This is a genomic window from Dyadobacter soli, assembly GCF_900101885.1.
GTDB classification, from domain to species: Bacteria; Bacteroidota; Bacteroidia; order Cytophagales; family Spirosomataceae; genus Dyadobacter; species Dyadobacter soli.
Map to the genome: position 1 here is coordinate 297,771 of NZ_FNAN01000012.1, position 21,609 is coordinate 319,379.

A 21,609-nucleotide genomic window follows, 5' to 3' on the forward strand; every position below is an offset into this window, starting at 1 on the left:
TTGCCAATTTAGAAAAATAATTATAAAAATTCTCAAAAAATGCATGCCAATGTGGGGCGGCTTGCGCCTCCCTGACCGCCGACCACTGACCGCCGACTGCCGATGACGGACTATGGAAAGGTTCATTTCAAGTGCGGACTCACCTGCGATCGGCGGTCGGCCGTCGGTGGTCGGCGGTCATCTCCCCCAACACCTTCCGCATATTTTGAAACGTCTCGATGGGTGCACGGCATGCGAACATATTTACGACATGGGCAGGAATATGGCCACCAGGGTCGACTTGCAGCGTGTATTCGACCCAAGCTTTACCATTCGGCAACGGGCGGATGAGCCACCGGTTGACGGACGTATTGATCCTTACAATGCCCTTCCGCTCGGGCAAAATACCTGGTACCGCCGGTGATTCGACCGTGACGGTACCATTGTTTTCGTGTTTGATTATTTTCAAATGCGTTACAAAATCGCGGTTATCCAACGGCCATGGCAAACTTACCTCGGTGTGATAAAACAGCTCGGTATCGGAGACCTTCCTGATCAGCTTGCACGATTTGGTATGGCAAACCCATCGCTCGGCTGCCTTCACGTCCAGCAATAATGCAACCACTTCATCGACGCCCGCGTCCAGCGTGCATTCCGCTTTCATCGCTTTGATCTTCGAATCGGGGATCGTTTTGGCATACACCTTAATCCCGTCCCGCGCAGCTACACGTGTCCATTCCGCCTGCGCAAGCGCATACGTAACACACAGGTAAAGAGCCGTTAAAGTGATCAAAAAGTGCCTCATAACGGCACAAAAATCTCACTTCAACACCCATTCCCGAAGCCCATTCCGCCCCTGACGCCGGAAAGCACGTTTCAACTGACAGAATGCGTGTTTGAACTGATGAAAAGTCGTGTGTGCCTGTGGCTCATTGGATTGTGGCGAAGCTGCCTTCAAATAATATTATTGAAAAGGATTTCGGCGGTATTCTGCAAATACTGGTCGAGAAAGTTGGCAATATGCCAACTTGTACATAATTTGGTAACGATAATCACGCGGGGGTTGCAGCTTCGAACTAACAGAGCTGCGCTATGAGAATTACCCGGCGATTATTATTAAAGCGCTTTATGCGCAAACACGCTGATGCAATCAGGAGTCTTGCAGTTTGGAAACAGGTTGTAAGGGATGCCGAATGGAAGCGGAATGCCGACGTGCTGTCTGGATTTTCCGGCAGCCAAGTTAATTAAAGGCAACAGAGCGCGGTTCAAGATCAATGGGAATAAATACCGCTTAATAGTTGAAGTTGATTACAATGATTCAACAGTCGAAGTACGGTTTGTAGGAACACATTCCGAGTATGATAATATTAACGCAGAAACAATTTGAACAATGGAAAATGCACAATGGTATTTGATTGAAACCGAAGAAGAGTACGAAACAGCACTCAGCCGCTACGATGAGGTAAAATATTCGGCAAAAGGATCACAGGAACACAAAGAAAAAATGCTTCTTGTTCACTTGATCACCCAATATGAGTCTCTACACGACATAGAAGTCGAAGTTGACCCTGTTGAAGTAATCAAAATAAGAATGGAGGATTTCGGTTACAAACCGGCCGACCTGGCCCAGGTATATGGCGATAAAGGGACTGTCAGTAAGGTTTTAAATTACAAACAGGCCCTTTCGCTGTCGATGATCCGTAAATTTAGCCAACTGCTGCGCATTCCTGTGGAGATGCTGATCCGGGAATATCCGTTGAAATCAGTCTAAATCGTGGCTTATATATTGACGGAACAGGTATTTTACATTCTTCACCTCCTTATTCCCAGCGATCTAACCCAAGCAATTTTCTCCCCAGCTCACTCAATTCGGCCGTTTGATAACGTGTTTGCTCCCAATTCCTCGGGTCGCCGGGGAATGCGTAGCCTTGCGGGGCTTCCCGTTCGCGCCAGGAGCGGATCCGCCATTGCCGCAACGCCTCGTCGTCTTCCTGTGCGGGCATCATGGAGATGTATTGTGCCAGCCTGACTTTGTCCTTACTCCGGTTGGCACGTATGCCGTGTGGTTGTGAACTATTGAAAATCAGCAGGTCGCCGGCATTCATTTTCACTTTAACAATGTCAAAACCTGTTACATCCGGCTGGAAATGGTTCCTGTCTTCGGGCTGCGTCAGCTTCCAGGTGTCGTAGGTACGGAACAGTTCGGGCACGCATTGAAATCCGCCCATATTCTCGTCGTCCTGATCGGCCAGGGCTAGCACCCCCTGCACGTTTTGCGGCTTGGTTTCTGGATCATAGTCCCAGTGGATAAAGCCCTTATACTCAAATCCGGGTCGCAGCGGCAAGTTAAGATTGGCGCGATCGATCGTAACCCAAAGCTTTTCGGTACCCCAAACGTCGGAAAATGCCTCATGCACCTTTGGGTACTGCCGGTTATCCCACAGATATTGATGGTTATATACTTCTACCATGCCGGTGTTGGTAAGCTCTTTCATCTGCATTTCAGCCCGCGGCGGCGCATACCATGTTTCCGGGTCGTTCGGATCTTTTTCCTCGAACTCCCAAAGAAAGTCCGCCAGTTTACTGACCTGCTCTTTCGGGACCGCATTCTTGATTACGATATAGCCATTGGTTGTCCAGAAATCCCAATCCTCCTCGCTCAACAATCTGAGCGGCCGGCCGTTGGTTCTGTCATTCAGCTTCACCTTGCTCGACTTCGCCGTTGAAGGGTTTCCAGGAATGTCGGTATGTGCATTGGCCGGTGCCATAGTTGCCATTGTTTTCGCTTCCATATCAATAATATTTTTTCATGATTGAATAAAACAAAACTAACGCACGATAACTGTACCGACTACCGCTCCAATTACTGATATTTGCTCTGCATTAACCAAATGGAAGCCTCAGGAATACTACTACGGCTAATGAGGGACAATTAAAGGCTTGAAAGATGAAAATTATCCGTGAAGACATTCATCCCAATGAGGGCAGTTCTTTTAAAATCCTGCTAACGCCGGGCCTGAACGATACTTTTCTATGGCATTTTCATCCTGAATACGAGATCGTGTTTGTGGAGGGGTCGGGTGGTACGCGTCATGTGGGTGCGCACACGTCCATATACGAGGGCAGTGACCTGGTTTTTATCGGCCCCAATATTCCCCACCTCAATTTCGACTATGGCGTGCGCACACAATGCGAGCAGGTAATCGTGCAAATGCGGGAGGATTTTCTGGGCAAGGAATTTTTGCTTGCGCCCGAGCTGCAAAGCATCCGAAAACTGTTCGAAATGTCTCATCACGGTTTATCGTTCACCGGCGAAACCAAGCGCATTGTCGGAGAAAAACTCAAACAAATGCCGCTACTGGCGCCGTTCGAGCAACTGCTGATGCTTCTCGGCATTTTAAAAACCATGGCCGAGTCGGCCGACGCTACCGTGCTGAATCCCAAGCCTGTCGGCAGCAAACCGTTCCAGAAAGAGCAGTTGCGCATGCAGCAAGTTTACACCTATGTGGAAACCCATTTCGACCGGACACCTGATGTGAATGCCGTTGCAGCCGCTGCAAACCTGACTACACCCGCATTCTGCCGGTTTTTTAAAGCCAATGCACGCATGACTTTCACCGATTTTGTCAACCAGTACCGCATCAACCAGGCTAAAAATCTGCTGCTCCAAGACCGCTCAGTTTCAGAGACATGCTTCGCTGTGGGGTTTGAAAGCCTGTCCTACTTCAACAAACTTTTCAGAAAAATCGTGGACGAAAACCCATCAGAATTCAAGAAACGGCATTTACTGTAAAATTTATGATATTTTAAAAATCAATTGTTTGGTATTAAAAATATCTTCATTATCTTTACCAGTGAAATTACACTTCATCATCATGAAATCTATTCACTTCAACAACAACGATTTGAGTACGATCAGGAACATCCGGGAGCATCTCTACGAGTACCTCCTGGTTTTTTCCTGTGATCCGGTCACCGAAGCCGCGATCGGGAGCGTCAAGCAGTACTTTCAAAAGGCTTACGGCTGCGAACAATCTGCCAATCTCCGCCCGCATCTGACACTCTTCAACTGCATTATCCACGAATACAAGCTCGAAAGGGTCATTCAGGGATTTGAAAAGGTGGCCCGGCGTATGGCCCCGTTCCGCATCGAGCTGGATGGGTTCAACAAATACGAAGGCGGCACGTTTTATGTGGACCTGGAAGAAGGTTCCTCGCAGCATGTTGGCGGCCTGGTCAAAAACCTTAAAAGTGAGACGTTTGATCACCTTTCCAAATGGGCGTCAGGCGAATTCAGGTTCTGCACCGACCCACATGTTACCGTCGCCCGCAGAATGACGCCCACGCAAGTGAACAGCGCCTCGAAAGAATGGATGTACAAAAAATTTCAGTCATCCTTCCGCGTCACCGAAATGATCCTCCTAAAACGCTCACTGGTAAGCGGCTCGAAATGCCGGGAAGTCGCCCGCATGCCCCTGCTCGGCCTACCCGATCAGGCGTTCGTTCAGGCGAGTTTGTTTTGACAAGACCTCGAACGTATAGGCATATCCGACTCACAAAATGATTAGGAAGCGTTGCTAAGGCGGGGCTGACGGGGTTATTTCGTATCTTCGGCTAACAGTCGGCGGCATTTCGGTTCTAGTTGTCGAGAGCTGCGGGGCTGGTTGCCTAAATTCCTAACTACGTTTTATGAGATCAAAATACCTTTTTCGCTCGACGATTGGACTGATGCTTTGCGGGCTGAGTGCGTTTTCGCAGTCGTTCAACAATTTCCCGGTTACCACTCAAAAACCTCCTTTGCATGGTAAGCATTGGATGGGCATTACCGGCAAGCCGCTGGCTGCGACGGCCGGGGCGATGATTTTCAGTAAGGGCGGTAATGCCATCGATGCCTCGTGCGCGATGCTTGCAGCAACCTGTACCATGTGGGATGTGCTGAGTTGGGGCGGCGAAACCCAGGCATTGATCTATAATCCAAAAACGAAAAAGGTAATTGCCATTAATGCTATGGGCGTCGCGCCGACGGGTGCTACGGCTGATTTTTTCAAAAATAAGGGAATGAAATACCCGCCGGAGTATGGTCCGCTGGCTGCAACGACGCCCGGCACAGCGGGAGGGCTGATGACCATGCTGGCAGAATATGGTACCATGAGCCTGAAAGACGTACTCGCTCCGGCAATGCAAATGGCGGAAGGGTATCCTATCGAAGCGCAAACGGCCAATTCCATTGAAAAGGGCAAAGATCAGATCAAGAAATGGCCCTACTCTACCAAGGTATTTTTGCCGCATTTGGGACAGAAACAGGAGGCGCCGGATGCAGGAGAGATATTTGTCCAGAAGGATCTGCGTGCGACATTGCAGAAACTAGTGGATACCGAGCAGCAGGCGTTGAAAAGCGGCAAAAACCGCAAGGAGGCCATTTACGCAGCTTATGACCGGTTTTACAAAGGCGACATTGCCAAAGAGATCGCGCGGGGTTGCCAGGAGCAAGGCGGATTGATCACCGAACAGGATATGGCGAACTGGAAAGTGAAGATCGAAGAGCCGCTGATGACGAACTACAAAGGCATCGAAGTATATAAAATGCAGCAATGGACGCAAGGACCGGTCATGTTGCAGGCGCTTAATATGCTGGAAAACCTCGACTTGAAAAGTATGGGTTACAATTCCTCACGCTATGTGCACACGCTGTACCAGGTTATGAACCTCGCTTTTGCCGATCGGGACTTTTATTATGGCGACCCGGCATTCGCACCGGAAGAGCCGATGAAAGGTTTGCTTTCTAAGGAATATGCCAAACAAAGATTAAAGCAGGTCAATTGGGAGCATAATGACGCGAAAGCGCTGCCGGGTGACCCCTACCCTTTTGAAGGCAAAAAGAATCCTTTTGCCGAACAGATCAAGAACTGGGGCAATTTTCAGGCTTCACTAAACCGTAACGCGAACGGGCTCGACGAAAAGTTCATGGAGGAATTCACCGCCGGAACGACTTCCGTGGAAGCGGCTGACGAAGAAGGCTGGGTAGTAAGTATTACACCGAGCGGTGGTTGGGTACCTGCGTGTATCGCGGGTAACACAGGCGTCGGCCTGAGTCAGCGCATGCAGTCGTTCGTGCTCGATGCGCGCGAGAATCCTTTCAATGTAGTGGAACCAGGCAAACGCCCGCGGGTTACTCTTACGCCCAGCCTTGCCATGAAGGATGGCAAACCGTTCCTGTCATTCGCCAAGCAGGCGGGTGATGAGCAGGATCAGTTGTTGCTGCAATTTTTCCTCAACATCGTAGAATTTGGAATGACCGTACAGGAAGCGACGGAAGCGCCGAGTTTCAAGACATTACAGATGTATGCGAGCTTCGGCGCGCATGAAAAAGACCCGGGCGGGCTGATTTTAAACCAGTCAATGCCGGATTGGACGCGAAAAGAACTTACCCGCATGGGTTACAAGCCGAGCTACCAACCCCGCACCAGTGGTCCGATCAACGCGATTTATTTCGATTGGCAGCACGGCAGCTTCTGGGGAGGGTCGAGCAACCATGGTGAAGATTACGGGTTTGGCTGGTGATCCATGATGCGGATCATGCCGAATGCTTCGCCAAAGCCTGTTTGCCGGTAAAACTGCGACAATCCGTGACCGGTAAACAGGCCCACCAGCGATCCCTGAGGTGCATTAGCGTCCAACCAGCGCTTCACCTCCCTCATAATGGCTGATCCGACCTGCTTTCGCTGCCAGTCACGGCTCACCATTACGTCTTTAATGTAGAAAAAGCTGATCCCGTCGCCTAACACCATCGCGCAGCCGATTACCGCGCCGGTGTCGGTATCCTCGGCTACGGCCACGAAAAGTGCTGCATCCAGTTTCTGTTGCAGTATTTCGTCCGTTTGATCGGTCGACCAGCCAACCGATTCAGCGAGCCTGCGGTAGTCCACGGCGGTGAGTGTACGGCCCAGGACTTTGACATTGGATGGCAATGGCTCCGATCTGCTTTCGCTACCGGAAGTTGCTGGTGCTGCGAAAGTAACGTAGTTCCCGTTAAGGTCCTTGACGACATATTCTTCAAAACCCCACGGCTGCTTTTCCAGCGGCATCAGGATATGCGCCTTACGTTCCAGATGCATTTCATACAGTTCCTTGATATTCTTGACCCGGATCCACACGCATTGTCCGCGCATTCGCTCCGCCGCTTCACTGTCCCGCGAGAACTGAACAAATGCTCCATGCCACGAAACACCCCCGTGGTTGGGAGGCGTACCCCATGTCCATTGCCCCGGAAACCCCAGCACTTCATGCCAGTACTTCACAGTTTCGGATACATCTTCAACCGATAGTACCGGTTCGGCATGGGATAAGAATGGTTCGGGTTTATCGTCGGTGGTTTGCATAGTGGGTTTGTTTTAAAGCTTCGAAACTGCTTCCCAGCGCCGGGTTATCGCACAGCGCCAGAAAGTAGCGATTCAATGTTCAGGCCAGTTCAATGCGAGAATCGCCTCGTGCCTGCGTCTCTCCGCCCACGCGCGAGGGCGCGCCCAAGGCCTGTCTGCCGGCAAATGCGGGTCGGCACCCTTTTCCAGCAGGAATTGCACCATTTCCACATTGCCGGCTTTGGCCGCCCAGCCAAGCGGCGTTGTGCAATGCTGCTCGTCGATCGCGTCGATGTCGGCACCATGTTCGAGAAACAATGCTGCATTGTGGATATCACCCCGTTCCGCAAACCGGTGTAACGGGGTAATACCGAGCCAGTTCCTGAAATTGGGGTCCATACCACGCCGAAACAGGAACTCGGTAAGTTCGCGGCTTTTGATTGCATCCTGCGGGCCGCGACTTTGAACGCCTACCGCGATGCGTTTGGCCAAATCGGGCTGGTAATGCAGCATTAGCCGTACGAAATCCTCGTTTCCCTGCCCTGCGGCGTTTTCCAAAGCGGATACACTGTCGGCAAGCGCCGGATTTGCCTTTAAAACCGCAGCGGCCGTCTGGATATCGCCGTAGTATGCCAGCAGATCCATCGACCGGGCTGCGCCGTAGGAACATAGCAGGTTGATCATCGCTTTATCGCCGCGTTCCAATGCCGCTGAAAGTGTGTCCGCCGAGCTTTCTATCGGCACGTTTGGGTGCGCACCGTGTTCCAGGAGCAGTTTTACAATTTCAACATGGTTATACACCACTGCCGAATGCAGCGCGTGGCCCATCGGCGCGATACCCTCCTCCGGCAGATTGGGATCGGCGCCATTGTCGAGCAGCAATTTCACGATCGCTATTCGTCCGGCCATTGCCGCATTTTTCAACGGCGTGCCCGAGCCGGCATAATATGTAACATATTCGGAAGGCTTATTGGCGAGCGACGGGTCCAGGCCGAGCAATGTTCTCACCCTTGCCTCATCGCCTTTCAATGCAGCCATGCAAATGTCCACGTACGCGCCCTTACTCACGAGGTGCAGGTAAATATCGTTGGGTTTCCATTTCCAATCCTCGGGTACATCGCGCCAGCCACGGTAGGAATAATCGCCATTGGTAAGCTGGATCGGCCGGGCGCCGTCAGGCCGTTTTGCATTGATATCGGCCCCGCGGACGAGCAGTGCGTCGATCATTTCGGGCTGGCGCGACATGGTAGCCCAGTGAATGGGCTGGTTACCTTCGTCGTCGGTGGCGTGGATGTATTCGTCAGAACTGTTTAGTAATGAATTAAATGCATTGAAATCGCGGCTTCGGATCGCGGCGGCGATCTGCTTTCCGGCTTCCGAGCCTTTGTGCTGGTTCAATGCGCGCTCTAATAGCGCCTCCATATCGGTGAAACCGCGGTCCCGCGCCATTTGAATAAGCGTATCGCCCGTACCCGAATCCACCGGGCTTGCACCGTGCTGCAAAAGATATTCTGCCACTTTCAACCGGTCATTGGCTACCGCAAACGACATCGGTGTACGATAGTCGTACGAGCCACGCACGAGCGAAACGTCTTTTACCAACAGCTTCTTCACCTGTTCAAAGTCTCCATCGCGCGCAGCGCAGAACATTTGCCATACATCCGTTCCCAGTCCGGTGGACCAGAATAATGGTTCTTCTTTTTGGAGTGCGTCTGGCTGGGTCATGGCAAAGTGGGTTGGATAAGGTGTATTTTTGCGCAAGCGATCGTGTAGTTAGTTATTTTTTGTATTAAGTAAAAGAAATGGATTCAATTGAAATTCACAACGTTAACGCTGATGACACACTGGAAATCAGACACGAGGTACTCTGGCCAGACAAGCCTCGCAATTTTGTAAAAGTACCTGAGGATGAACACGGTATCCATTTCGGTTTGTATTTCAATGGAGCGATGGTATCCGTCATTTCCCTCTTTGCTGATAACCAGGACATTCGGTTCCGGAAGTTTGCGACGCTGCCAGGATTTCAAGGCAAAGGACTCGGTTCCAAACTATTGCAACACGCCCTCACCTACACGCAAGCGCAGGGGTATACACGCATGTGGTGCGATGCACGCGCGGAAGCCCTTGGCTTTTACGAACGCTTTAAGTTTGAAAAGTGCTCCGAACCCTTTTTCAAGGAACAAATTGAATACTATAAAATCCAGCGAATGCTCTGACGACAGCTTCTATTGAAATACCACATTCTTTTTCCCAATAAACCGGGCATAGGCAGTACCGGCTGCTTCGAGGGAATTCCCGGCTGCGGCGGGCATTTTGGCTAGCGGGGCAAGTTCGATATTAACAGAATCCTTTTTCTCTGTCCGTCGCCAGGAGGCCACAATTTTACCTTTGACCATGACCACCGGCTTAAAGATACCGGCGCCAGAATCCGGGTTTTGGGCTACGGCGTCGTCCATAGCTGCGCTGCGGTCGGCATAACCAATGGTGATTTCGTCGAATGCGGGAATTAGCATTGCCTTTCCGTGCACTTTGGGGATTTCCGAAACTCCCGTGAACAGGTATTCGCGGCCGTCGACATTGGCCCCCTCAAATTCCCCGCGGACAGCTTCGAAAGCAAGCTTCGAATCGGTAAGCGAGAGGCCGCTCCACCACGCGAAGTCCTGGACAGTGGCCGGCCCGTGGCTCGTAAAGTACCGCTTCGCCAATGCGGCCAATGCCTCCTCCCGTTCCAATGCGGCACTGGCGGGGATTTTTTTATCAAACAATGCATAGGTAAATTTCTTTCCACGGCGCGCACCATTGCAAATAATCTTGTCGAGCTCCGCCTGGAACATGATATGCGTGGCGCGGAGATTATCGGTTTCGATGCCGGCCTTGTTCACTTCCGAAATTACTTCTTCACGGGTGAGCTCGGCGCCGTCAGCCAGTAGTTTGCCGATCAAATCGTTGGTTATTTTAAAAACGCCATCGTCCAGTTTCAGCTGACGGTACATGCTGCCAGCCAGCCGGTAAACGTGCGGCGCGGTGAGCTCCATGATCCAGCGGGCGTCTTCTTTGGCCACAAAATGCCAGGTAGGCCGCATAATGTGGGTCCGGATAATGCCGCCTGCGTCTACGGCCTGCTCCACAGCCGCGTCTGTTGCCTTCTTCAATCTCAACCCGAGCGCCCATTTCGCCATCGCGAAGTCCTGCGACTGTACGGCGCCCATCCAGGCGACCAGTTCGGCCGGATCGGTGAAACGGGTATTCAAAATCTGTTGATTGGCAAGGCGTAATGCGGCAATGTCGGCTAAATTCATGGCTGGATAATGGATTTCAGGCTAAGTGTTTGAGCCGCCTAAAATGGGGATTTCTACACAAAAAAGAAAACCCCGCCGCCGAATGGCGACAGGGATGATGTAAACCCGGAATTTACCCGCATTTATATTTACTTTGAAACGGACATTTGTCGAAGACCGGCAGATTGCAAATAGGCCATTGCCGCAACCCAAAGCGCCACCGCGCCGATGCCTACATAACCGATCACCGAAATCGGGAAGGGCTGGAACAGCACAATGGCCGCACTGCCGATAACCCAAAGCGTATCCAGGACGATGACCAGCCTCACAGCCCGGGCATTCATGGGATTGCCGCGGCTCACCGAAAAGACCAGCGCAGCAAATGCGACCAGGAAAATCCCGACTTCAATAAAAGGCATCGTAGCCGTAGTTTCGAAAAGACCAGCGATGGCTTTGGGAAAAATGGCCAGTCCTAAACCCGTTGCACCTGAACTGATTGCGTTGATAAGCATTACATTTTTGAGCGTTTTCATATGTCGATTGTTTGGTTGTTTTTGGATGCAACAAAGGTATTGCCGCCTCCCCGCCTACGGATTACCCGCACGCGCCAACCACTTATCATTTCATGACAACTTCAAAAATAGTCAGGTGTAGTCAGGTATCGTCAAGGATGGTCAGTAGACAGTCGCATTTCCGTCAGCATTTTCTTGAAACCTACTTTTTCGTAGGCTGCCACGGCCGGTGTGTTGTCGGAATAGACTTGTAAACGGACTTCGTCCAGGCCTTTTTTGCCCGCCCATGCTACTAATGCATCAATAATCAGCTTATTGATCCCTCGGCCGCGCATGTCGGGCTCGGTGTACATGAAACCCAGGAATGCGTAACGGGCAAAACTGTTATAATGCTTTCCTTCGAGGATCCGAGCGTGCCCGCTGGCGATCAGCCGATCGCCAAGCGTGGCCACGAGCACCTCGGCTTCATCGCTGTGGATCATTTTTTCGAGATCGTAGTAGTTAAATGTTTCGCTGACGAGGGTATCGTCGAGCGGGCGTTCGGCCGCGATCAGGTTTTGTTCAAATTGAAGAAGTGTAGGAAGCTCGTCGAGCCGCGCCTGCCTGACCTGTATGTTTTCCATAGCGATGTTGATGTGGTGATTCGCAAATCTACCATTTCGGTCGCAGGCACACGGATTTTTACCTCAATTAAATGACATTACCTCGCCATAATCCCACTTTTTGTAAAGCCCGGGATTGCATTTCCCAACATTTCTTCTGCCCTTTCGACCGATTCCCCGCCTGCGAAGGCAGGCAATGCAAAGCTCTCGATCACCAGGCCGGCGTCGTTCAACTCGGAGTTGAGGTGCTCTGCAAAACGCATATTGAATGTGAGCAGCGCCTGCTCCCAGACTGGTACCGGGTTTGGAGAATGCCAGAGATCGATCACGCTTGCGTGCGCGTGCAGGAGCAGGTTGGGAAGCAATTGATGCAAGTAAAGGATGCCGCTGGCGTGGTTGGTTTTGAGCTTTCTGTCGAGCGTTCTCACGTCGTAATCTTCCAGCCGTTGCTGAAAGCCGGTTTCGGCATAGTTGACCAGAAGATCCACTTCAAACCGATCGTTGATCTTTTCACAGGCTGCGATAATGCTGCCGGTATCGGCATCGTCGGCGACGAGGTAATGCACCAATACCCGGTGTTTTTGCACGATTTCGCGCACCAGCGCTTCCAATGCGGCTTCCTTCGCTCCGATCAGGATCAAATGGCGGTGACTTGCGGCCAATGTTTTGGTGAAAACTTTTCCCCACGGGGTATCTGCTCCGCGGATTACTGAAAAATTCATGGCTTAGATGATTTTAGCAAAATAATGGCGAGTTACTTAGGTGAAATGTGCCCTAAGTTGTCCTTGCTACATACCTGCAAAGAAAATCCGGAAGCCGATGCGAGGAAATACTGATTTATCATTACAAAACACACCAGGAAAGTCGGCGCGGATTGCACCCGACTACCTGCAATTGCTCAACAGATACTACGATTTCGATGGTTTTGAGCCCGACCGACTCGATAAACAGCTGGCGCTTATCCGCGCCATGGCTCAGCTCAGCAGCAGTGGCGTGACCGTTTACGATTTGCAAAAACAGACGCACGTTTACGTTTCAAGCAATTTCTACAAGCTATACGGCTATGATTTCGGCACGATGGATTCGTGCATTCCAAATGAGGTTTTCGACGAGAAGATCCATCCCGACGACCGGGAGCCCCTGGCCCGCAATGGCTATGAAGCAATGAAATACCTGATGACGCAGCCGCCCCACACGCGCAAACAGTTCAAACTGGTGACAGAATACCGGATTATCCCCGATGCACAAAGCATTATCCGCGTCACGGAGCAACACCAGGTCCTGGAACTCGACGCGGCGGGGAATATATGGCTTTCATTGGCCGTGATCGAAATTTCGCCAAATCAGTCGCTTACCGAGGTGCGGGCGCAGGCGATCAATTTCCACACTGGCGAGCTCATCAAACTGGAAAACAATGTAATAACGGGAGGCATTAAACTCACCAGCCGCGAAAAAGAGATCCTTACGATGATTGGCACGGGCAAATTGAGTAAAGAAATTTCCGCATTGCTGGATATCAGTGTCCATACTGTCAACACTCACAGGCAACGGATACTCGAAAAGCTACAAGCCGACAACTCGATTGAGGCGTTAAAAAGCGCAAAAACGATCGGTTTGATTGCCTGAAAGTAAATAAAATCAGCCTATTGATAACTGTTGTCCAGTTTGTGAGATAATTCGACAAGAACGTAAAAGAAATTGGTATGATTTTAATAGCAGGAGCGGTTACATCTTTCAATTTATCCGCAAGCTTAACTTGAACAGTTATGAAAGCTGAAAATGAAAAACAGACCGTGATCACGCTGAACGACGAAAGTTTTAAGCATTACCTGATCGAACGCTACGGCGACCATGCCGGAAGTTCCAACTGGCAACGCGTCAAAAACGCATCACAGGACCTGATCTCGCCAGAAACGTGGGTACAATTGTACAACCATGCCAAGCAGGACATCACCCGAAAGGGAGGATCGCTAATCGGTTACGAACTGGTAAACAACATATTACTGAGCCACGACGGCATCAATTCGCACTGGCCGATGAACTGGATGTGGGTAATGCGGTTCGGCCGTGATTAGCGTGCAGCGGGCGTTACCAGCAGGCTGTCGCTTTTGTTCTATTTTTCTCGCATGGGCCGTACGACCTTTAAAAGAAAAAAGACTATGACGACGATCAACCTTTTCCTGCTTGTAACGACCCTGGCCAGCGGCCTCATTGCCGGATTGTTTTACAGCTATTCCTGCTCGGTAAATCCCGGCCTGGGTGCGCTTTCCGACGCTAACTATCTGGCTGCCATGCAGTCCATTAACCGCGTGATACTGAACCCGGTGTTCTTTTTCAGCTTCATGGGCACGCTCTTGCTCCTGCCGCTGAGCACGTATCAGCATTTCGGAACGGGAAGCAGGTTCTATTGGCTGCTCGCGGCCACGCTCGTGTATGCGATCGGGACATTCGGCGTGACGGCGTTTGGGAACGTGCCTTTGAATGAGGCTTTGGCTAAGGCCGACTTCTCGGGAGCGTCCGCACAGGAGCTGGCTGCGCACCGGTTGCGGTTTGAAATTCCCTGGAACAGGCTGCATGCGATCCGCACGTATGCTTCGGTATTGTCTTTCATGCTGGTGATACTCGCCTGCCTGACGCCGATTGATAAACATTGACATCCGATTGATCACTCTACCCGACCCTTTTCGTCGTCGGAAGCATTGTTATTGTGGCGACGTTTACGAAGGAAGGTTTCTTTGCCGAATTTGTAGTTTAATGCGATACTAATGCGCTGTGTGTCGGTTCTGTTGATCTGGTAGTAATCCGATTGGCGGATGCTGAACGACCGGTTATGGTAAACCCATGAGTGGAAGAGGTCTTCGAAATTCATTGCGACGGTACCTTTTCCTTTCATAATCTTTTTCTGAATACCACCATTCACGCGGAACATGCCGGAAATCTGGGCCTGGGCATTGATGTCGCGGCTCGCATAGTAGCCACCCAGCTCTGCATTCCAGCCGTTACCGAGGTTGAAAAAGTTATTGAGTTCCAGACGCGCCACATTGGTCCCGTAATTCAACGGTTCATTGTACAAAGGGCCTTTCATTGCAATCCGTGACAGCCGCAACGTGGTGCTGTTGTACCACCAGGCCGTTACTTGCCCCGATACGCTCGTATTCAGTAACACCATGTAACCCTGAGCGATATTATCCGGGCGGCTGATGAAAGTATCGCCCTTCGCCTGGATAGTGTTAAAGTACACATTGGTAAAGCGATTATAGCTCAGGCCCATGTTCAGGAAGCTTTTATGCTGGTATTTCAATTCCACACGGTCCTGATATTGCGGTATCAGATGCGGGTTCCCGGCGGTGTAGGTGTATTGGTCTTTGTAAAAAACAAAGGGATTAAGCATCTGATAATTAGGACGATTGATCCTTCTGACTGCCATCAGCACAAATGCATTCTTGTCGTTCACTTTATAATTGAGGAAAATACTCGGGAAAAGTTTTGCGTAGTTTTGGGTAAAACGCATCGCCAAAACCGAATCGTTACCCAATTGATTGCCCTTGGCAATGGTGTTTTCCAAACGAAGTCCGAGTTGCATTCCAAAACGTTTCCATCGTTTCTCACCGCTTACATAAGCTGCATTAATGTTTTCCCGGTATTGAAAGTGGTTTGACCGGCGGTTATCGATTACCATTTGGCCCTCATTGGTATTGTAATGGTTAAAAACAAAATCATTATCCACATAACTCGACTTAAAACCGCCTTCCAGTCGCGCTTTATTCTTCAACGGATGTACATAATCGGCTTTCAATGTGTAGATATTGATGTCCGAAGGGGTACGATAGCGGAACAGCTCCCGGCTTACCATATTCTCGTCTTCGTTGAACAAACGGTTTTCGAGGTCTTGTCGTCCGCGGGTCTGATAATTCAGAAAGTTTGCGTCGACAGCCAGTTCGCGACCTTTATAGTTGAATTTGTGCAGCATATTCGCGTTGATGCTGGTGTTGTTGCGGGTATCGTTTGAAACCGTACTGCCGTTTCCGCTGCCGATCAGCGCATTCAGCGCATTCCGCTGCACGCTTTCGTAGCTAAAATCGCCCTTTCGCGAAGAACCGTTCAGGTTAATGATTGTGCCAAAAACCGTTTTAGGCGTAGCGGTCAGGTCCATTCCAAGATTGATATTATAGCCGTTTGCAGCGCTTTGCTGGTCATTTTTCAGTTCAACCTTTGAATTTAATGCACCAGCCTCATTGTAATATCTGCGGCTAAAATCGTCGTCGCTGTAATTCTTCTCGTAGCTGTAACCCAAATTGGCGAACACGTTCAATTTCCGATGATTATAGTTCAGGTTCAGCGCATCATTGCTTCGCGCATACCTGCCCTGGCTCCCGCCGAGCGCAATGCGGCCCGTGAGCCCGCCTGTGCGTGTCTTTTTCAGGCGAATATCGATCACCGCATTACCGGCCGCATCGTACCGCGCCGGCGGGTTGTCCATCAACTCTATCTTATCGAGCACACCGCCGGGCAGCGATTTCAGGTATGCGGCCAGGTCCGCGCCCGACATATAGGTACTGCGCCCGTCAATAAGCACCATTACCCCTGCCCTCCCGTTCAAACTGATTTCCCCGTCGGCATTCACGCTCACACCCGGCGTTTTTCCCAGTACTTCGAAAGTGTTACTGGTCGCACTACCGATCATCGAACCGACGTTCACGATCGTCCGGTCCATTTCCTGCTCGATCAGCGGCTTTTTAGCCTTTACAACTACCTCACCGAGCTCGATACTTTTCGCAGGGAGCATGATGATGGCGGGTAGTGCAATGCTGGAATGCGCCGAATCGATCGTTAGGGCCGTACTTTTGAAGTCTTTCTGACCCATAGCACTGATCGCCAGCACATAAACATTATTTTGAAGATTGGTGAAACGGAAGTTTCCGTTGATGTCGGTCACTTCACCGGTAATGAGCGTAGAGTCGGTTGCATTGAGCAGGCGGACTGTGGCGCCCGGTACATTCTCATTCCCGGAGCCCTTCACTGTTCCGGAAAGGGTGTTGCCCGTCTGGGCGAGTGCATTTAAATTAATCAGGCAGAATGTCAGGATTGTGAAAAGCGTTTTCATGGCTGTTTTATAAGATCGGATGATGAGGCAAATATTGCCCGACCGCATAACCCCATGAAAAAAATGTGTTGTAACTTCCCGGAACCGTGACGGAAAGCGGTTTAAGCCTGACGAACCAATTCGACCCGCCCCAGCGACTTTCCGTCATGAAATCGGGACTTTATGACGCGCAAAATCGTATTCCAGACCTTAGCAGGCCATATTTGCAAGCGCCGTCAGGGCATTAACCGAATGGATCCATGAGCAGTATTTTCGATATTAGTAATAAAGAAGCGACCCAAACCGGCATTTACGTGGTGCTCACCGCGGCCGCCTGCGTACCCGTCTTTTTCGGGATCGACGCCTATCTGAACATGATAGGCACGGCTCACGACGAGGCCGTCGCCGTTGCCGCGACGCTTGTGCTTTTCGGGTGTATTTTCACAGGCCGGCATTTGGCGACGATATGGTCGGCGCGGCAACGGGAAATCCCCAAAGACGTATTGAACGGGCTGGCGATCACCATTGCGGTCTGTTTTGTGTGGCTATTTATCCATGCCGATTTTGAACTGGACGATTTCAGGGGACTGAACCTGCTGTTGTACTGGACACCTTTTCTCACGATTGGGCTTTGTATGGGCGCGCTGGTTAAACTATTCAGAATGAGCACGCGAAAGGAACTGGAAGCAGCCAAAACGCAGGCCGCACAAAGCCAGAGCGAGTTGCATTTACTGCAATCCCAGCTGAGCCCGCATTTTCTGTTCAATACGTTAAATAATATGTATGGCCTTTCGATCACCCAGCATGAAAAAATTCCGGCGCTGATCCTGAAACTTTCTGATTTGCTGCGGTATTCGGTGTACGAAGCCAACGAAACTTATGTTCCGCTGAAAGACGAACTGGCCTATATTCACAACTATATCGACTTCGAACAGCTTCGGATCGGCGACCGGCTCGAACTGAAAACCGACATAGAAAACCTCGCAAGCAAAGACATCCGCATTGCGCCGATGCTGCTCATTGTGTTTATCGAGAATGCGTTCAAACATTCCAAAAACACTTCCGAACCAACGGTATTCATAGAAATACGGGTGAAAGTCTGGGGAAATTCTATTCTTTTTTACCTCAAAAACTCACACAACCGCACTGCTACCAATGAGCAAACGGTTGAAAAACATAGCGGTTTCGGCCTGGCCAATGTAAAAAAACGGCTGCAACTGCTGTACCCCAACCAGCACGACCTGACAATTGAAAACGAAGAGAACCATTATACCGTGAACCTACGCCTGAATCTCCGATAATATGACGCAAATCGATTGCCTGATCGTCGACGACGAGCCCATTGCGCGGGACATCATACGCACGTATTGCGCACACCTGCCTTACCTGCGCGTGGCAGGCGCATGCGGGAGCGCGCTCGAAGCCCGGACGGTACTCATGCAACAAAAAGTAGATATTGTGTTCCTGGATATCAATATGCCTGTAATGGACGGCATTTCTTTTCTCAAAACCCTCAAAACGCCGCCGCAGATCATATTTACGACCGCCTACAAGGAATACGCCGTCGACGCATTCGACCTCGCAGCCTGCGATTACCTGCTCAAACCATTCTCTCTCGAAAGGTTTATTGTGGCCGTGGATAAGGCCATGGAAAAACTGCAACCCGCCGGTAATGCATTAGTCGATGCCGGAGAATCAAAAGAAGATGATTTTCTGTTCCTGAAAGCCGACGGGAAGATTTACAAAGTCCTGCACGACGAGCTCTTGTATGCGGAAGCAAACGGTAATTATACCAAAGTACGGACTACGCAGCACACATTGCTACCCACAATGACCTTTTCAGGATTTGAAGAACTCGTTCCGAAATCCAGGTTCCTGCGCATACACCGGTCGTTTATCATCAATAAATCCAAGATTGACCACATCGAAGGTAATCGGGTGTTTATTCAAAACACGGAAATACCGATCGGCAGCAACTACCGGGAACAGTTTCTGAGGCAGATCGGGCTTTCGTCCTAGCATTATCAAAAGAAAAAGGCAGGATTTCTCCTGCCTCCCGATTGCATTTATATTTCTCTTAATGAGCTACTTGTGAGCCGGAATCGCGAAGAACAAGCTGAACTGAATCACGCTGTTTTTGAAATCGGGGTTCATGGCTGCACTCTGGTCGAAATCCCCTACTTTGGAAAAACCGGCAATGTAGCGCGCCCCGATGCCGAGGCCGAAATTGGCCTGATAACCAAGGCCGACAGCGCCTGCCAGGTCAAGATTTTTGGCAAAATGATCGATTGTTTGGTCGGGAATATCTTCACCTGTTTTAAACGAAGCTTGCGGACCGAATTCAAAATAGAAGCCGCCTTTGGCCCTGAACTTCAATAAAACCGGTACCGAAACGTAAGTCGTTTTGAACTCCTGCTTCGTGGTTCCCTTAATCTTGGCGCCTTGCGTGGAGAACAAAACTTCCGGCTGGATCGAAAACACCTGCCCGATTCCGAAGTTCAGAATCCCGCCTAAATGGTACCCCACGCGGGCATCCGACTCGATATCGCTTCCGGTATAGTTGCTGATGTTGATCCCCGCTTTCGGCCCGATAGAAAACGATTGCGCAAACGCCGCACTGCTGAACACCGACAGAAGAACGAGCAAAGAGATTTTTCTCATGGTTTTTAAATTTGAAGTGGTTTAAAATGTGGATTGACAGTGACACGGCAAAAACCGTACCAAAACCCATATGCACCGAAAAATCACTTATCCCTGTATTTCATACAATCTTCCCATATTTTCCGGCATATCACGCTCGCAAACCATGCAATACCTCCATTTCAAATTCACCGCCAAGGGCCCCGACGGGCGCGAATACGAATGCACGATCTTCTACGAACAGTCAACCGCACCCGACGAAACCCGCGCCATCGCCAACGCCGAACGAAACCACCCCGGCTTCACCGACATCCGGATAACTTCGGTAACCGAAATTTCCAGCGATGAATACGCTTTTCACGTCCGCATCATGTGCGATTCCGACACCTGGGGCTTTCAACCGGTATCCTAACCGCTAACAGTTACCGTCTATGCCTCCACCCGTACACGCTTCCTGGTTAACTTCCACATTCATTATGAACAACTTGCAATTTTTCACCAGAAAATAATCCAAAATTTCTTGCGCTTATCGACATTAATTGTACCTTTGCACCATGAATCGCACACGGCGAATCAAATAGAGAGATGGCAGAGTGGTCGATTGCGACGGTCTTGAAAACCGTTGACTGTAACAGGTCCGGGGGTTCGAATCCCTCTCTCTCTGCAGGACATGATGTCAAAACATTCAAAAACCCCGTTTAAACGCTTTAAACGGGGTTTTTGCTTTTTTGGGACCTACCAAAAAATGCAAGAAATCCCAATGAAAATGTAGGGTATCGTGGAAGTGACAAAACTGAACAAAAACTTCCATATCATACCTACTAACTAGCTGACCAAAAGATGTTTACGCACTAAACATCTTTACTTTCAATTGTAACAATTCGATTTTTGTTCATCTTAAACATTTTTTACTATGTTGGAAACAAGCTTCGGGTTGATTTTCTTTTTGAAAAAGCCCAAACCAGAATTAGCGGGTGGAATGCGCTATGTTTACTGTCGAGTCACCGTCAATGGCGTTCCAAAGGATATCTCCACCAAGCGCATTTGGCATCCATCCAAGTGGAGCGTTGGCGGTGGTAGAGCCACGGGAAACAAAGAGGACACCAAGACACTTAATGCCTACCTCGATACACTCACCTCCAAGATTTACGAGGCAAAACGATCCCTGATTGAGGAAAATAAGGAAGTCACCTCGGAAGCGATCAAGAATATTCTCCTCGGCAGAACGGAAGGCGGGAAAACTATACTGCCTATCTTCCGCGAGCACAACGATCAGATCGCCGCTTTAATCGGAGCCGATTTTGCGCCAGGTACTTTGGAGCGGTATGAGACTTGCATGAAACATACCCGTGATTTCATCAAATGGAAGTACCAGGCAGACGACTTTGAGATCAGGAAGCTTGATTACGAATTTATATCCCAATATGAATTCTGGCTTAAGGCCGTTAAGAAGGTCAGCCATAACACTACGATGAAGTATTTGGCGAACTTTAAGAAGATCGTTCTTCTGTGTGTCAAAAGAGGATGGCTCCTGCGTGATCCCTTCTATGCTTTCAAATTTTCGAAGCGGGAAGTCGATCGGCAGGCATTGACAGAAGTTGAGTTGAAGAAGGTGTGGGAAAAAGATATGGGTAACGGTCGGCTTGCTCTGGTCAAGGATATCTTTCTGTTCTGTTGCTATACAGGACTTGCGTACGCAGATATATATAAGTTGAAGCGGACTGAGATTGCGGAAGGGATTGATGGCGGAAAGTGGATTACGACCAAGCGCCAAAAGACAGACACTCCGTCTCGGATACCTATTCTACCGATGGCGATGGAGATCATGGAGAAGTATGGGGATCATCCTCAATGCGAGAATGAAAATCGGGTGCTGCCGGTACTTTCCAATCAGAAGATGAATTCCTACTTGAAGGAGATTGCGGATTTGTGCGGGATTACGAAGAATGTTACATTTCACTTGGCAAGGCATACCTTCGCTACGACAGTAACTTTGACTAATGGGGTGCCCATTGAGAGTGTTTCCAAGATGCTGGGGCATCGGAATATCAAGACTACGCAGCAGTATGCGAAGATTGTAGATAGGAAGGTTAGTGATGATATGGCAAGGTTGAAGGAAATCTTGCGAAAGTGAATTGCAGAAATTCTGAGTGTTGA

23 protein-coding genes and 1 tRNA gene are annotated in these 21,609 nt (G+C 50.0%); 14 read left to right on the forward strand and 10 right to left on the reverse strand.

Annotated elements, in window-relative coordinates:
* Window positions 1–139: 139 nt before the first annotated feature.
* Window positions 140–772 (reverse strand): START domain-containing protein, encoded by a 633-nt coding sequence (locus BLQ88_RS21375; RefSeq protein ID WP_229212792.1) that lies wholly within the window; start codon window positions 770–772, stop codon window positions 140–142.
* Window positions 773–1,183: 411 nt separating this feature from the next.
* On the opposite strand from BLQ88_RS21375, the gene BLQ88_RS37585 reads away from it, so the two are divergent.
* Entirely contained in the window at window positions 1,184–1,366 is a 183-nt protein-coding gene (locus BLQ88_RS37585) for a type II toxin-antitoxin system HigB family toxin (protein ID WP_374754767.1), read from the forward strand.
* A gap of 3 nt (window positions 1,367–1,369) precedes the next feature.
* Window positions 1,370–1,750 carry a helix-turn-helix domain-containing protein gene (locus BLQ88_RS21385; protein ID WP_090154258.1) on the forward strand — a complete coding sequence of 127 codons (381 nt, stop codon included), beginning with the start codon at window positions 1,370–1,372 and terminating at the stop codon, window positions 1,748–1,750.
* Between the two features lie 49 nt (window positions 1,751–1,799).
* On the opposite strand, the gene BLQ88_RS21390 is transcribed toward BLQ88_RS21385, so the two are convergent.
* Window positions 1,800–2,771: a phytanoyl-CoA dioxygenase family protein gene (locus BLQ88_RS21390; RefSeq protein ID WP_090154260.1), complete on the reverse strand. Its 972-nt coding sequence runs from the start codon at window positions 2,769–2,771 to the stop codon at window positions 1,800–1,802.
* 155 nt (window positions 2,772–2,926) lie between these two features.
* Between BLQ88_RS21390 and BLQ88_RS21395 the strand changes: the two genes are divergently transcribed.
* The 3 genes from BLQ88_RS21395 (at window position 2,927) to BLQ88_RS21405 (ending at window position 6,540) form a co-directional block, all read left to right on the forward strand.
* Entirely contained in the window at window positions 2,927–3,772 is an 846-nt protein-coding gene (locus tag BLQ88_RS21395; protein WP_090154262.1) for a helix-turn-helix domain-containing protein, read from the forward strand.
* An 82-nt stretch (window positions 3,773–3,854) separates the two neighbouring features.
* Window positions 3,855–4,502: a 2'-5' RNA ligase family protein gene (locus BLQ88_RS21400; RefSeq protein ID WP_090154263.1), complete on the forward strand. Its 648-nt coding sequence runs from the start codon at window positions 3,855–3,857 to the stop codon at window positions 4,500–4,502.
* Window positions 4,503–4,707: 205 nt separating this feature from the next.
* Window positions 4,708–6,540 (forward strand): gamma-glutamyltransferase family protein, encoded by a 1,833-nt coding sequence (locus BLQ88_RS21405; RefSeq protein WP_090154265.1) that lies wholly within the window; start codon window positions 4,708–4,710, stop codon window positions 6,538–6,540.
* On the opposite strand, the gene BLQ88_RS21410 is transcribed toward BLQ88_RS21405, so the two are convergent.
* Together BLQ88_RS21410 and BLQ88_RS21415 are read right to left on the reverse strand one after the other, a co-directional pair.
* Complete coding sequence (locus tag BLQ88_RS21410) at window positions 6,522–7,358, reverse strand: GNAT family N-acetyltransferase (RefSeq protein ID WP_090154267.1); 837 nt, start codon at window positions 7,356–7,358, stop codon at window positions 6,522–6,524. The genes BLQ88_RS21405 and BLQ88_RS21410 overlap by 19 nt on opposite strands.
* 72 nt (window positions 7,359–7,430) lie before the next feature.
* The gene (locus BLQ88_RS21415) at window positions 7,431–9,062 is read right to left on the reverse strand and encodes an ankyrin repeat domain-containing protein (RefSeq protein ID WP_090154269.1); all 1,632 of its coding nucleotides are present in this window, start codon (window positions 9,060–9,062) and stop codon (window positions 7,431–7,433) included.
* Window positions 9,063–9,139: 77 nt separating this feature from the next.
* On the opposite strand from BLQ88_RS21415, the gene BLQ88_RS21420 reads away from it, so the two are divergent.
* Window positions 9,140–9,553: a GNAT family N-acetyltransferase gene (locus BLQ88_RS21420; protein WP_090154271.1), complete on the forward strand. Its 414-nt coding sequence runs from the start codon at window positions 9,140–9,142 to the stop codon at window positions 9,551–9,553.
* Window positions 9,554–9,562: 9 nt separating this feature from the next.
* Here the strand turns inward: BLQ88_RS21420 and BLQ88_RS21425 are convergent, their stop codons facing one another.
* The 4 genes from BLQ88_RS21425 to BLQ88_RS21440 form a co-directional block, all read right to left on the reverse strand.
* Window positions 9,563–10,636, reverse strand: coding sequence for a winged helix DNA-binding domain-containing protein (locus BLQ88_RS21425; RefSeq protein WP_090154273.1), 1,074 nt, complete (start codon window positions 10,634–10,636; stop codon window positions 9,563–9,565).
* 128 nt (window positions 10,637–10,764) lie between these two features.
* Window positions 10,765–11,148 (reverse strand): hypothetical protein, encoded by a 384-nt coding sequence (locus BLQ88_RS21430; RefSeq protein ID WP_090154275.1) that lies wholly within the window; start codon window positions 11,146–11,148, stop codon window positions 10,765–10,767.
* A 131-nt stretch (window positions 11,149–11,279) separates the two neighbouring features.
* Window positions 11,280–11,750, reverse strand: coding sequence for a GNAT family N-acetyltransferase (locus BLQ88_RS21435; RefSeq protein ID WP_090154277.1), 471 nt, complete (start codon window positions 11,748–11,750; stop codon window positions 11,280–11,282).
* A gap of 77 nt (window positions 11,751–11,827) precedes the next feature.
* The gene (locus BLQ88_RS21440; protein WP_090154279.1) at window positions 11,828–12,451 is read right to left on the reverse strand and encodes an SDR family NAD(P)-dependent oxidoreductase; all 624 of its coding nucleotides are present in this window, start codon (window positions 12,449–12,451) and stop codon (window positions 11,828–11,830) included.
* A 97-nt stretch (window positions 12,452–12,548) separates the two neighbouring features.
* Here BLQ88_RS21440 and BLQ88_RS21445 point away from each other — a divergent pair, with 97 nt between their 5' ends.
* The 3 genes from BLQ88_RS21445 to BLQ88_RS21455 all read left to right on the forward strand — a co-directional run bounded on the left by BLQ88_RS21445 (window position 12,549) and on the right by BLQ88_RS21455 (window position 14,383).
* On the forward strand, window positions 12,549–13,355 hold the full coding sequence (locus BLQ88_RS21445) for a LuxR C-terminal-related transcriptional regulator (RefSeq protein WP_090154281.1): 807 nt from the start codon (window positions 12,549–12,551) through the stop codon (window positions 13,353–13,355).
* A 140-nt stretch (window positions 13,356–13,495) separates the two neighbouring features.
* Complete coding sequence (locus BLQ88_RS21450) at window positions 13,496–13,804, forward strand: hypothetical protein (protein WP_090154283.1); 309 nt, start codon at window positions 13,496–13,498, stop codon at window positions 13,802–13,804.
* 84 nt (window positions 13,805–13,888) lie between these two features.
* Window positions 13,889–14,383, forward strand: a complete 495-nt coding sequence (locus BLQ88_RS21455) for an anthrone oxygenase family protein (RefSeq protein WP_090154330.1) — start codon at window positions 13,889–13,891, stop codon at window positions 14,381–14,383.
* Between the two features lie 11 nt (window positions 14,384–14,394).
* Here the strand turns inward: BLQ88_RS21455 and BLQ88_RS21460 are convergent, their stop codons facing one another.
* Complete coding sequence (locus tag BLQ88_RS21460; protein WP_176885053.1) at window positions 14,395–16,833, reverse strand: TonB-dependent receptor; 2,439 nt, start codon at window positions 16,831–16,833, stop codon at window positions 14,395–14,397.
* 239 nt (window positions 16,834–17,072) lie between these two features.
* Between BLQ88_RS21460 and BLQ88_RS21465 the strand changes: the two genes are divergently transcribed.
* Both BLQ88_RS21465 and BLQ88_RS21470 read left to right on the forward strand, forming a co-directional pair.
* Window positions 17,073–18,113, forward strand: a complete 1,041-nt coding sequence (locus BLQ88_RS21465) for a sensor histidine kinase (RefSeq protein WP_090154286.1) — start codon at window positions 17,073–17,075, stop codon at window positions 18,111–18,113.
* A gap of 1 nt (window position 18,114) precedes the next feature.
* On the forward strand, window positions 18,115–18,831 hold the full coding sequence (locus BLQ88_RS21470; RefSeq protein WP_090154288.1) for a LytR/AlgR family response regulator transcription factor: 717 nt from the start codon (window positions 18,115–18,117) through the stop codon (window positions 18,829–18,831).
* A gap of 66 nt (window positions 18,832–18,897) precedes the next feature.
* Here the strand turns inward: BLQ88_RS21470 and BLQ88_RS21475 are convergent, their stop codons facing one another.
* Window positions 18,898–19,473, reverse strand: a complete 576-nt coding sequence (locus tag BLQ88_RS21475) for a porin family protein (protein ID WP_090154290.1) — start codon at window positions 19,471–19,473, stop codon at window positions 18,898–18,900.
* A 145-nt stretch (window positions 19,474–19,618) separates the two neighbouring features.
* Between BLQ88_RS21475 and BLQ88_RS21480 the strand changes: the two genes are divergently transcribed.
* The 3 genes from BLQ88_RS21480 (at window position 19,619) to BLQ88_RS21490 (ending at window position 21,586) form a co-directional block, all read left to right on the forward strand.
* Window positions 19,619–19,864 carry a hypothetical protein gene (locus BLQ88_RS21480; protein WP_090154292.1) on the forward strand — a complete coding sequence of 82 codons (246 nt, stop codon included), beginning with the start codon at window positions 19,619–19,621 and terminating at the stop codon, window positions 19,862–19,864.
* A gap of 167 nt (window positions 19,865–20,031) precedes the next feature.
* Window positions 20,032–20,116: transfer RNA gene (locus BLQ88_RS21485), tRNA-Ser, on the forward strand.
* Between the two features lie 249 nt (window positions 20,117–20,365).
* Window positions 20,366–21,586 (forward strand): site-specific integrase, encoded by a 1,221-nt coding sequence (locus BLQ88_RS21490; protein WP_090154294.1) that lies wholly within the window; start codon window positions 20,366–20,368, stop codon window positions 21,584–21,586.
* The last annotated feature ends 23 nt before the right edge of the window (window positions 21,587–21,609 follow it).